The organism is Chitinimonas sp. (assembly GCF_041904975.1).
Taxonomy (GTDB): domain Bacteria; phylum Pseudomonadota; class Gammaproteobacteria; order Burkholderiales; family Chitinimonadaceae; genus Chitinimonas.
Map to the genome: position 1 here is coordinate 1 of NZ_JAYRLZ010000119.1, position 12,463 is coordinate 12,463.

The window sequence follows — 12,463 nt, forward strand, 5'->3', positions numbered from 1 at the left end:
CCACCGCCGCCTGGTAGCCTGTGCCCAGCAGCGTTGGGCGTAACGTCAGCTGGCCGTTGCCCAGGCCATAGTCGAGATCGCCCCAGCCCCACAGGCTGCCATCGAGCTTGATGCCGAGGCTCTGGTGATTGCCGGCCGAGATCGCCTTGAAGCCGCTGCCGATCTGCACCGGCTTGCTGACAAAGGTAGCACCGCTACCATCACCCACCTGCCCGTATTCGTTATTGCCCCAGGCCCACAGCGAGCCATCGGGCTTGAGCGCCAGATTATGGTTAAGGCCGGCAGCAATACGGCTAAAGCCGCTGCCGACCAGCACGGCAGTCGGGCTGCCGCTTTGCTCGCCAGTAGTCCCGCCCGATCCGAGCTGACCATATTGATTGCTGCCCCAGGCCCACAGGCTGCCATCGCGCTTGAGCCCCAGGCTATGGCTATCGCCACCCGCTGCCATGGCATAGTCGCCGCCGATCCGGGTGGCTTGGTAGCGATGCTCGAAGCTGCCGTCGCCGATCTGCCCGGCCCAGTTCACCCCCCAGGCCCACAAGCCGCCCTCACGATCGATGGCGAGCGAATGGTTGTAGCCGGCCGCCAACTGGGCATACACCCCGCTCAGCAATACCGGTGAGCTGCGACTATTGGACTTGCTGCCGTCGCCAAGCTGGCCAAGGGTATTCGCGCCCCAGGCCAGCGCGCGGCCATCGGGCAGCAGGGCCAGCGCATGGTCGCCACCGGCAGCCAGAACGCCTTGCGGCAAAGGCGTGCGCCCCCAGCCACCCGACACCGGCTGCGGCCGGCTGGCATACAGCGTTCGGCCAAGGCCCAGCTGCCCGCTGCTGTCATCGCCCCACGACCACAGCTGACCATTGGCATCGACGGCATAGCTGGAGCCGGCCGAGGAGGTAGCGATGGCTGGTGGTGCCGCACCGGCACTAACTGACAGCAAAACCGCATGGATACACAAACCGACTATTTTGCCCCGATACATGGCAGCGCCTCCCCAACCATTCAGCCAGACCAGCTACCCAGTCTAGCCGAGGCCGCTGCAGCACAAAGGCGCGACCGACCAAGGTCGGTCCAAGCTATAGGCCCCCATCCGGATCGGGAAGCTGAGCCAGCATGGCCTAGGCTCTGTTGACATTTTGTCGGCGGATCGCGTTTCGTCGGAAAACCGCCGTGTGCAAGGCATCGCACGCGCAGCGTAGTCATCTACGTCAGCGTGCGACAACGCAGCAAACGGCGGTTTTCCGACGAAACCCACAGGGCCGGGTCGATTTTTGCGGCAAGGCTGCGTTGTCATTCGCTGACATGGCCCGCCATGCGACGCTCGTCCCGCCTTGCTTTGCCGTAAAACTCGACCCGGCGCGACCGTCGACAAATCGTCAACAGAGCCAGGCACGTTCGCATGGTTCAAACGCCTATTTTCGCCGCAGGCCATCGTGGACAACGCGCAACAATGTTTGCCGGCGATCATTGCTCAATTCCCAGAACATCGCGCCACCCAGGCCCAGGCGGCGAAGCAGCTGCAGTTTGGCCTTCACCGATTGCGGGTCTTCATAGCTGATGAATTCGCTCCCCTCGGCCTTGAACAGATAGGGCACTTGCGCAGCCTGGCTCCACCGGCGGACAAAACCCTGCTTGCCGATAAACTGTTCCTCGATGCGCGAATAGTCCAGCGCACCATCACCGTCACCTTTGGCCTGACAATCCTGATACAGACCATCACCCTGGCACGCCTTCCACCAGTAGCCATAAAACGGTAGCCCCAGCACGATCTTGCCGGCCGGCACGCCTGCTTGGCGATACAGCTTAAGCGCACCTTCCACATTCAACAGCAGAGACGCGTCGGCACGTCGATTGGCCGGGTCGTGGCGCAATGGAGCCAGGTGCCCGGCGTACGCATTCCATGGGCCATTGAAGTCGTAGCTCATCAGGTTTACCCAGTCGAGCTCGGCCGCCGCCGCCGCCATTTCGGTATTGTCGAGCCAGCGCTGACTGGCGCCGGTGGCGCCAGTCAGTAGCAGATGCCGTCGCTGGCGTTGGCCCTCCCGGTCAAGCGCCTGACGCAAGGATCGCAACAGCAGCGTGTAGTTCTGCTTGTCGACCGGGCGCTCGACATTACCGGCATTGCCGCCGGCGACCGGGAATTCCCAATCGATATCGAGGCCATCAAAGCCACCCTCGCGCATCAGCGTTACCGCACTGGCGGCAAAACGTGCGCGCGACGTTTCGGACAAAGACACATCAGAAAAATGCGCCGAGCCGGTCCAGCCGCCGATTGACAGCAAAGTTCTGAGATGGGGATAACGCTGCCGTAGCGCTTGCAGCTGTTCGAGGCGCTGCGCGGTGGCTGAATCCATCCCTGTGCGCCCCCAGGCGGCCACGCCATCTTCAATACCGGCAAAGGCGTAGATCAGATGGGTCAATTTATCGGCCGGAATATCGCTGACGGCGTACTGGCGCTGTTCGGCACCCTCACCAAAAAAATAGGCAACGATCTTGTAACTGGCCTCGGCTGGCGAGGTCAGCAATATGCTGATTGCCAGCAGCCGCAACAAAGTGGATTTCATGTGGACTTACCCCATTCGCCTGAAATGCGTACAAGGAGAGCCTACGGCATGTTAATGCAATACCGCAACCATACCACTTTAAAGTATTAGCCGTCGCCCAGCCTGGCCTGCCGGGCAGCCCGGCGCCGCTCGGCAAAGAAATCCTTCAACTGCTGGCTGGCATCGGACGCCAGCAAGCCGGATTCAAGCCGGGTATGGTGATTGAGGTTGGGGAAAGCAAACAGGTCGAGCACGCTGCCGGCCGCACCGGTTTTCGGGTCCGCCGCCGCAAATACCACCCGGCTCAGACGTGCATGCAAAATGGCGCCGGCACACATGGCGCAGGGTTCCAGCGTGACAAACAGCTCACAGCCGGGCAGGCGGTAATTGCCAAGTTGCTGTGCCGCGCTACGCAAGGCCTGCATCTCGGCATGGGCCGAAGGGTCATGCAGACTGATGGGGGCATTGCTGCCCACTGCCAGTACCACACCATCCTTGACCAGCACGGCACCGACCGGCACCTCGCCTGCCTGCCTGGCCCGCTCCGCCTGAGCCAGCGCCAGGTGCATGAAATCGATATCGCTCATGCGTAGCCAAGCATCTCGGCGGCATGCTGGCGGGTGGTGTCGGTAATATCGAGGCCGCCGAGCATGCGGGCAATTTCTTCGATACGGCCGGCGCGGTCCAGTTGACTGATGCGGCTGCTGACACTGTCCTTGGACTGGGTCTTGCTGACCTGCAGCTGCTGGTCGCCACTGGCAGCCACCTGCGGTAAATGCGTAATGCACAACACCTGGTGCTGCTCACCCAGTTTTTTCAGCAATTTGCCGACAATCTCGGCAACCCGGCCACCGATGCCGACATCCACCTCGTCGAAGATCAGGGTCGGCACTGCCGCCACTTGGCTGGTCACCACCTGCAGGGCGAGACTGATGCGCGACAGCTCGCCGCCGGATGCCACTTTGGCCAATGGCCGCGCCGGCGCCTTGGCATGCGGTGCCACCATAAACTCGATTTGCTCGAGGCCGAAGGCGGCCGGCGCATCCAGTACCGACAGCGCAATTTCAAATCGACTACCCGCCATCGCCATGGTCTGCATCTGCTCGCTGACCGCCTTGCCCAAGCGGCCAGCCACCTTGGCGCGGGCACGACTCAAGGGTTCGGCCTGCTGCCGGTAGGCGCGCTCGGCATCAACCACGGCGGCCTGCAGGGCCTCCACGCTGTCATCTCCACCGAGCTCTGCGAGGCGACTACGCCAGGCAATCAGGCGCTCGGCCATCTGCTCCGGCTCGATGCGGTATTTGCGAGCCAAGCGATAGATATCGTCCATACGCCGCTCCACCTCGGCAAGACGCGCCGGGTCGAGCTCCACCCGTTCTGCATAGTGGCGCAGCGCATGGATCGATTCGGTGAGATTGGCTTCGGCCGCCGCCAGCAAGTCCACGGTTTCCGACAACGCCGGGTCGAGCGCAGCCAAATCGGCCAGGCGGCCCTGAATACTGGCCAACAGGGAGCGGACATTGACCTCGCCATCGGCGAGGCCATCAAGTGCCTGCTGCCCGCCTTCGATCAGACTGGCAGCATGACTCAGGCGGCTATGTTCCTGTTGCAGGCTGGTCCATTCGTCGTCATTCAGTTTCAGGGCGTCAAGCTCATCGATCTGCCATTGCAGACGCTCGCGCTCGGCGGCAAATTCACCGGCATGCTGGCTGGCACGCGCCAAGCGCTGTTCTGCCTCCTTCCAGTGCTGGTAGGCATGCCGGGTAGCACGTGCCTGTTCGAGCTGGCCGGCATAAGCATCGAGCAATTCGCGCTGCGCTTCGCTACGCATCAACGACTGATGGGCATGCTGACCATGGATATCGATCAGGAATTCACCCACCTCCTTCAGCTGCGCCAGGGTGGCCGGCTGTCCATTGATAAAGGCGCGTGAGCGACCGCTGGCGTCAATGCTGCGCCGTAGCAGCAACACTCCCTCATCACCCTCCAAAGCATATTCGGCGAGCAGGGCTGCCAATTCCGGCCGGGCGCCGGTTTGAAATTCGGCCGCCAGTTCAGCCCGCTCGCGGCCATGGCGCACCACACCGGCATCGCTGCGCGCACCGAGCAGCAAGGACAGCGCATCGATCAGGATCGATTTGCCGGCGCCAGTCTCGCCGGTGAGTACGGTAAAGCCGGAGCCAAAGCTCAGCTCCAGTTCATCAACGATGACGAAGTCACGAAGGCGCAGGGACAGCAGCATGGTAGGTATCAGGCTTGTGAGATTCGGAACAGTGAACGCAGCACGCGGCGGCGGAAACCGCCACGACAGACTCAGAACAGGCGCTCGCCCCAGTGAAGCTTGTGGCGCAGCATGTCGTAATAGTTGTATCCGACCGGATGCAGGATGCGTAGCGAGTTGCGGTAGCGCTTGATGGTGACCCGGTCCATTTCCTGCAGATCGAAATGGCTCTGGCCGTCAAAATGCACCTTGACTTCATGGCCTCGCGTCAGCATGAACTCCACGGTGGAGGCATCGTTGACCGCAATCGGCCGCGCCGACATGGTTTGCGGGCAGATCGGCACCAGGGCCAGCGCCGGCACGGTGGGATGCAGGATCGGGCCGCCGGAGGCCAGCGCGTAGGCGGTAGAGCCAGTCGGCGTGGTCACGATCAGCCCATCAGAGCGCTGGCTGTAGACAAACTGGTCGTCGATGAAGATTTCGAATTCGATCATCGAGCCGAGCGAGCCACGGCTGAACACCACATCGTTGAAGGCCAAGGCGGTATGCAGGTCGCGATCACCACGCGTTACCCTGGCCTGCACCAGGATGCGCTCTTCCGGCACGAAATCGCCATCGAGCATGCGCGGGATGATGGTTTCCATATCCTCGACGCTGACATCGGTCATAAAGCCGAGGTGGCCCTGATTGATGCCGACCAAGGGTATGCGGTAAGGCGCCACCAGTCGGGCAATCGACAACATGGTGCCGTCGCCACCGAGCACCATCACCAAGTCCGCCAGTTTGCCGATCTGATCGGCCGGTACCACCTGGGCATCGGCAATCTCATGCTCGGCAGCAGTATCGGCATCGAGCAAGATGGACGCGCAATCGTGCTGGCGCAACAAGGCGGCCAGCCGGCGCAAGGGTTCGCCAATATGCGGGCTATGACGGCGCCCCACCAGTCCGATTTTTTTGAACAGCATGCTCATAGCGCCGATTTAACCACAAGCTGCATGACAGCCGTTAGCGCCTGCTAGCCAAGCTGCCGGTCAGACGCTTGCGCTGCGCGGTAAACGCCCACCACGGTCGCGCCTCGCCAGTCTCGACAAAATGTATGGCAGCCATGAACACATCGATCACGCACGGGTCATGGCGCTGCCCGCTCGCCTCACACAGGGCCGCATACAGCTGCATGGCATCGCGCCCTTTCAATTGGGCTGGCGTATCGATACCAAGCAGCCGCAGATCGGCCTCGCCGGCCGGGCCGATATTCGGGATTGCTCTTAAACCGGGCGCATCAATAGACATTGAACACAAAGTACTTGTGCTGGATCTTTTGATACACGCCATTGTCGAGTATCACCTTCAGCGCCGCATTGAGCTTGTCTTTCAAGGCCTTGTCGCCCTTGCGCACCGCGATGCCCTGGCCTTCGCCGAAAAACTTCGGATCAACCACCGCCGAGCCGGCAAACTCGTATCCCTTGCCGCGTGGCGTCTGCAAAAAGCCATAGTAGGCCGCCACCGAATCATCCATTACCAGATCGATGCTGCCCTTGGTAAGCGCGGCATACATGTCGTCGGTACTTTTGTAATGGACAATGGTGGAACCAGGCGAGTACTTGGCCGTGACATAGCGATCGTAAGTGGTATCGGCCTGCACGCCGATCTTCATGCCGCTCAGATGCTTGGGGGTAATGAAGACATAAGGAATGCGATGGGCTTTGGCGATAAAGAAGGCGGCAGTCTGGGTGTAGCGATCGGTAAAGTCGACTTGCTTGAGCCGGTCTTCGGTGATCGACATCGAGGCGAGAATGGCGTCGGCCTTTTTGGCGTTAAGGGCCGGAATCAGGTCATCCCAGTCGAAACGCACCAGCGAACACTTGGCCTTCATCTCGGCGCAGAGCGCGTTGGCGATATCGACATTGAAGCCTTTCAGATTGCCTTTCGCATCCAGCTCTTCGAATGGCGGAAACTTGCCTTCCATGGCAATACGCAATTCTTCAGCCCGGGCCAATTGTGCAATCACGGCACACAGCAACACCATCACTAGACGCTTCGACACAAGACACTCCCTGACCGCATGGATTCGACATTGCGCCCTGACAGTAGCGCTGTGCCGCTAGCCTACCCTTTGCCAGCCACGGCGAACAACCAGATCGCAACAATTTTGTTGTACGGATGTTTAGCAAAGTTGCGAATATCTGACAGCACCACAACAACACAGTGACGACTTGCCGTGAAGCATTCACGCGTTACAATCGCTCCATGCTGACAGAACGTGCGCAATTGCTGTTGAAGACGCTGGTCGAGCGGTATATCGCCGAAGGGCAGCCGGTCGGTTCACGTACCTTGTCGAAATTCTCCGGCCTGGAGCTCTCGCCGGCATCGATCCGCAATGTGATGGCCGACCTGGAAGACCTTGGCCTGATCACCAGCCCGCACACCTCGGCGGGACGTATCCCTACCTCGCTTGGCTACCGGCTGTTTGTCGACACCATGCTGACCATCAAGCCGCTGGAGCAGCTGGAAATCCGCGAGTGGCAAGGCTTGATGCAGCCGGACAACCCGACGCGCGCGGTTGCCGCCGCGTCCAATCTGCTGTCGCAGCTCACCGAATTTGCCGGCGTGGTCATGACGCCGAAACGCCGTGGTATCCCCTTGGCCCAAGTCGAGTTCGTGCGTCTGGCGGAAAAGCGCCTGCTGCTGATTCTGGTAACCGGTGATGGCGATGTACAGAACCGCATCCTGATTACCGAGCGCGACTACAGCGCGAGCGAACTGAACGAGGCCACCCAGTTCCTCAATGAACATTGCACCGGACGCACCCTGGAACAGGTACGCGACGTCGTTTACCAGGATTTGCGCTCGCTGCAAGGCGATATCGCCCAACTGATGAATGCCGCCGTGCAGGCCGGCAGCCAGGCGATGGCCGAAGATAGCCAGCCGGTGGTCATCAGTGGCGAAAGCAATCTGCTGCGCATTGATGATTTATCCAGCAATGTCGAGCGGCTGCGCCAGCTCTTTCGCGTGTTTGAAGAAAAAACCGCCCTGCTGCAGCTACTCGATAACGGACAACGCGCTGCCGGTGTGCAGATTTTCATTGGCCACGAAGCGGGTATTTCGCCGCTGGATGAATGCTCGGTTGTCACCGCGCCGTACAAGGTCAACGGCGAAATCGTCGGCACCCTCGGCGTGGTCGGTCCGACCCGTATGGCTTACGAGCGGGTGATTCCCATTGTGGACATCACTGCACGCCTGTTGTCTTCTGCCCTGTCCCACCAGGGCTAACCGCCTGAATCTCCAGAAAGCACCGCTTGAAGCTTATATCCCTGCTGCTTGCGCTCGGCGCACTGGCCGGCCATGCCGAACCCGACAATGCCGCAACACCACAAGTGCAGACGCAAAGTACGCGTTTGAGCGAGCGCGAAGACATTTCCCGGTTTATCGACGAGCTGGTCACGCAAGAAGGTTTTGATCGCACCGCGCTGGCGGGACAATTCGATCAGGTGCAGCTCAAGCCGCATATCCTCGACATTCTTGATCGCCCTTCCACTAGCCGGCCGTATTACGAATTCCGGCCCAACTTTGTCAACGCCAGCCGCATCCGCGCTGGCGTAGCCTGGTGGCAGGGCCATGCTGCTCTGCTGGAAGCGGTGTCGCAGAAATATGGGGTGGAACCCGAATACCTGCTCGCCATCATTGGCGTGGAAACCATGTGGGGCAAAAACACCGGCAGCTTTCGGGTGATGGATGCGCTCACCACCATCAGCTTCGGCTATCCGCGCCGCGCCGAATTCTTCCGCAAGGAATTACGCGAATTCTTGTTGATGGCGCGGACTGAGCACGCCGACCCGCTCAGCTTTCATGGCAGCTATGCCGGCGCCATGGGTATGCCGCAATTCATGCCTTCCAGTTTCCGCGCCTATGCACAGGACTGGGATGGCGACGGCCAGCACGATATCTGGAACAACCCGGGCGATATCCTGGCCAGTGTCGCCAACTACTTTGCCCAGCACGGCTGGATGCAAGGCGCACCCTTGGTCGCCCCGGCCGTAGTCGATCCCGATCGCATCGCTCCCTTGGTCGAGGACAAATTCAATCTGCACTACAAGCTCAGCGAGCTGGCCGACTATGGCGTCAGTGCTGCCACCGCTCAGAGCGGCGACCCGCTGGCTGTATTGGTGCCTCTGGAAACCAGCGCCGGCACCACCCGCTACTGGCTCGGGCTTGGCAATTTCTATGTGATTACCCGTTACAACCGCAGCACGTTGTATGCCATGGCGGTTCACGAGCTGGCGCAGGCCATGAAAGCGGCTTATCTCGACCCATCCAGACTGCCGGCTGAGCCCGCAAAAGTGAAAAAGAAGCGAAAAAAACGTTGAGACAGGCCGGAAACATTGGGGCGTGCAGCTGACGCGAGCAGACCAGAGACTTTTGTGCCTGGCGGCACCCACACATAGCTGCCGCCCAGGCGCGCGACGCTGTAACAGCAAGATCGAAGCAGCGCCGCTTCTTGCAATACCAAACAAAAAGGCAAGCCATCCGGCTTGCTTTTTTGTTGGTGCTGATGCGGTATCAGGCCATAAAGCCCAGATTGCGCACCGGGAAGGCACCGAGATTCGGAAATACCGAGGGCAGATCGGTATCCTGCACACCGAACCAGCTGGCCAAGGTGGCTGAATACTGGTCAACCGAAGTCGTCGGCAACCAACGTCCCTGGCTAGTGACATCATCCACACCACCATTGACCAGCGCCGGAAAGGTACCGTAAGTGCCGCCCTTGACGCCGCCACCCAGCACCAGATGGTGCCCACCCCAAGCATGATCGCTGCCGCCAGCATTGGGTTTGAGCGTGCGCGAAAAGTCGGAATTGGTGAAGGTGGTCACTTGATTGGCGACACCAAGCTGCGCCATGGCGTCATAGAACGACTTCAAGGCCAGACCCAGCTCCTTGAACAGCGAACCCTGTTTGTTCAATTGATCGCTATGGGTGTCGTAGCCATTATGGGTCACCATGAAGATCTGCCGGCCAAGACCCAGCGCCTGACGTGCCTCGATAATGCGGGCCACCTGCTGCAGCTGCTGCGCCAGGGAATTGTTCTGACCGGTAAACAGGCTGGTGATGGTCGAAGTGCCGGACAGCACGCTGGCCAGTGCCGTACTGGCATTCACCGCCCCGCCCATGGTGCCGGCAGCGGCAGCTACCTGGCTATTGGCAAGATCGACACCGCGCAGGGCCGACATGGCCTTGAACAGCGGGTTGGTTTGCGGTGAACTGCCGAAGCCGGCGAGCGAGAAGGTGCCGCTTGCCGGAATCGCCAGGCCGCTGCTGCGCAGGCCGGCCGCAAATGGCTGGTTGCCGGCGGTGGAAATGGCCAGTGGCAGCACGCCGGATGCGGCGCCCAGATCGGCAATGCGCCCGGCCCAACCGCTGCGCTGCGGCCCCTTTACTACAGCCGTTTGCCATTGCCCCTGCTGATCGGAGTGCGAATACAGATTATCGGGTTGATTGGCGCCGACCCGGTACTCCGCCTTGCTGATCGGCCGCACCAAGGTACCGACATTGAACTGCAATGCCAGCTTGCCTTGTTGCCAGACAGGCAGCAGCGGCGCCAGATTAGGGTGCAGCGCATAGTTGGCACCGGTCAGTTGCACCAGGCTGCTCTGCGGCAGACCGAGAGCACCCGAGGTGGTCGTACTATTGCCACGGGCCGCCAGATAGGCTGCATAGCCTGCTGCATCGGTAGGAATGATCATATTGTTGCTGTCATTGCCACCCATCAGGAACACGCAGACCAGGGCGCGGAAATCATTGCCGGCCAGCGGGGCCGCCAGGGCTTCGAAGCGGCTCATCTGCTGCAGCATCACGAGGCCTGCTGCGCTCTTCAATACATTGCGACGCGTCATCATGATCGGCTCTCCTTAGCGCTGGATCTGGTACTGCGGGGAAGTGGCTGCCAGATACAGGGCAGTGCGCGCCCGATCGAAGCTGCTGCTGGCCGGCAAGGCCTGTACCGCTGTCATGATGGTGCTACGGGTATCGCTGCTCATGGTGCCATGAAACAACAGGGTGTTGATGCGCTCAACCAGCTGGTTCGGGTCGGCCGCCAAGGCCTGCCAATAGGTCCAGTTCGACTTGGTGCCGATACTGCCGACCACACTGCTATCTGGCCCCACGCCATTCTGGCTAAATACCGAATTGGCGAAATTGGCTCGCGCAAAGGCGGTGGTGGCGTTGTAAATGCCGAACGGTGGCCCCAGCAGCGTGGAATTGGGCAAGGGGAAGTCGGGCGGGTAGTAGTTGAATACGGTTGGCGAGTTGAAAATATCCTGCGCCATGGCGGCCGCTTGCGCGCGCGGATACAGGCCATCGCTGGAGATAGCCAAGGCGCGGATCAAGCCAAGCTCATACAGGATAGGCTCGCGCATCTTGCCGTAGGCCGGATCATCCTTGCGGTCACCTCGGGCCTCGTTGTCGAGCAAAATCGCCCGCAATACCGCCTTCATATCACCGCGCACCCCCTGACCATTGTCATTGAATGCCGCAGTGACCCGCGCCACATAGGCCGGTGACGGATTGCTGGTGACCAGATGCTGGATCAGCTGCTTGCCGATGAAGGGGCCGACATTGGGATGGTTGAAAATCGCGGTAATGGCAGCGTTCAAGTCGACTGCCGCCGTCTGGCCACCGGGGAACTGCACATTGTCGAACAACTGCTTGGTACTGGTGTCGTGGTGTGTTTCGAACGGCACCATCAAACCGGTGTAATTGCGCGGATTGGTCCACTTCGACGTAGCACCGGGCAGCGGTGGATAGGTCCAGCCGGTAAAGGCATGGGCAAAGGCGATTACATTGTCCTGCGAATAGCTTGGAATTGGCTTGCCATTGGCATCAAGCTGCTGAGTACCATCGGGATTGAGCTTCCACAGGCCAATGGAGAACAGCTGCAAGATCTCGCGCGCATAGTTCTCGTTCGACTCGATGCCCGCCTTGGGGTTGGGCTTGTCGTTATTGACCATGTCGAGGTAATCGCCCATGGCCGGGCTCAGCGTCACCTGCAGCAGGATATCGCGGTAATTGCCGAAGGCATTATCGAGGAAGATCTGCTGGTAAGCCGCCATTGCGTAGGGCTGCGAAATGCCACTGACACCAGAGGTCACCAGAATCTGCGACAAGGCAAAGGCAGTACGCTGCCTGAGCTGGTCGTTATTGTTGATGGCATTGAGGAAGAAACGCTGTTGCAGCGGGAACAGCGTGTATTTGTCGCGGAAACAGGTATTGGGCGCGCCGGTCGGGCAACCGATGCTGGAATCAGGGTTCTCGTAACTAAAACCAGCGTAATTGCTGGCCGTCAGGCTGAACTCGCGCTCCACATAGGGCGCCGCCCCCATCTGCATGACCATGCGTACCGCATCGTCGCTGGGGCCGAAGCTCATCTGATCCAGCAGCCGGCGTGCATCCGCCTCGCTGATCGCACTGGAAGCGAGCGGCGTCGGAAAAGTTGGCACCTTCACCGGCACATCGGCCGAACCTGCCGTACCTCCACTGCTGCCAGAGTCACAGCCCGCCAGCAGGCCCAGGGCCAGTGGCAACAACCATACGCTACGCCTCATGATGATCGGCTCCCCGATATTCCGAATGAATTAGCGCGGAGCTTACTACAGCTTGTGCTAATGCAAAATGACATTAGCATCACTTATTCCGGAAAACTCATGC

The 12,463-nt window shown here is 60.3% G+C and carries 11 protein-coding genes; 2 read left to right on the forward strand and 9 right to left on the reverse strand.

From position 1 onward, the window contains the following. From ACE3OH_RS12295 to ACE3OH_RS12325, 7 genes are all read right to left on the reverse strand, one after another. Window positions 1-982 (reverse strand): RCC1 domain-containing protein (locus tag ACE3OH_RS12295; RefSeq protein WP_374352871.1); only part of this gene is annotated, 982 nt, incomplete at its 3' end. Between the two features lie 430 nt (window positions 983-1,412). Beyond that, complete coding sequence (locus tag ACE3OH_RS12300; RefSeq protein WP_374352874.1) at window positions 1,413-2,564, reverse strand: glycoside hydrolase family 18 protein; 1,152 nt, start codon at window positions 2,562-2,564, stop codon at window positions 1,413-1,415. 86 nt (window positions 2,565-2,650) lie between these two features. Next, entirely contained in the window at window positions 2,651-3,130 is a 480-nt protein-coding gene (gene tadA, locus ACE3OH_RS12305) for a tRNA adenosine(34) deaminase TadA (RefSeq protein WP_374352877.1), read from the reverse strand. Then, window positions 3,127-4,785: a DNA repair protein RecN gene (gene recN, locus ACE3OH_RS12310; protein ID WP_374352880.1), complete on the reverse strand. Its 1,659-nt coding sequence runs from the start codon at window positions 4,783-4,785 to the stop codon at window positions 3,127-3,129. The genes tadA and recN overlap by 4 nt, the downstream gene beginning before the upstream one ends. Window positions 4,786-4,856: 71 nt before the next feature. Then, entirely contained in the window at window positions 4,857-5,735 is an 879-nt protein-coding gene (locus tag ACE3OH_RS12315; RefSeq protein ID WP_374352883.1) for an NAD kinase, read from the reverse strand. A 34-nt stretch (window positions 5,736-5,769) separates the two neighbouring features. Beyond that, window positions 5,770-6,054, reverse strand: coding sequence for a helix-hairpin-helix domain-containing protein (locus tag ACE3OH_RS12320; protein ID WP_374352886.1), 285 nt, complete (start codon window positions 6,052-6,054; stop codon window positions 5,770-5,772). Further along, window positions 6,044-6,808 (reverse strand): transporter substrate-binding domain-containing protein, encoded by a 765-nt coding sequence (locus ACE3OH_RS12325; RefSeq protein WP_374352889.1) that lies wholly within the window; start codon window positions 6,806-6,808, stop codon window positions 6,044-6,046. The genes ACE3OH_RS12320 and ACE3OH_RS12325 overlap by 11 nt, the downstream gene beginning before the upstream one ends. A gap of 203 nt (window positions 6,809-7,011) precedes the next feature. Between ACE3OH_RS12325 and hrcA the strand changes: the two genes are divergently transcribed. After that, window positions 7,012-8,034 (forward strand): heat-inducible transcriptional repressor HrcA, encoded by a 1,023-nt coding sequence (gene hrcA / locus ACE3OH_RS12330; RefSeq protein WP_374352892.1) that lies wholly within the window; start codon window positions 7,012-7,014, stop codon window positions 8,032-8,034. A gap of 26 nt (window positions 8,035-8,060) precedes the next feature. Continuing rightward, window positions 8,061-9,128 carry a lytic murein transglycosylase B gene (mltB, locus tag ACE3OH_RS12335; RefSeq protein WP_374352895.1) on the forward strand — a complete coding sequence of 356 codons (1,068 nt, stop codon included), beginning with the start codon at window positions 8,061-8,063 and terminating at the stop codon, window positions 9,126-9,128. Between the two features lie 193 nt (window positions 9,129-9,321). Here the strand turns inward: mltB and ACE3OH_RS12340 are convergent, their stop codons facing one another. Beyond that, on the reverse strand, window positions 9,322-10,656 hold the full coding sequence (locus tag ACE3OH_RS12340; RefSeq protein WP_374352898.1) for a DUF1501 domain-containing protein: 1,335 nt from the start codon (window positions 10,654-10,656) through the stop codon (window positions 9,322-9,324). 12 nt (window positions 10,657-10,668) lie between these two features. Continuing rightward, a complete protein-coding gene (locus ACE3OH_RS12345; RefSeq protein WP_374352901.1) occupies window positions 10,669-12,360 on the reverse strand; it encodes a DUF1800 family protein in 1,692 nt (563 codons plus the stop codon). Window positions 12,361-12,463 lie beyond the last annotated feature (103 nt).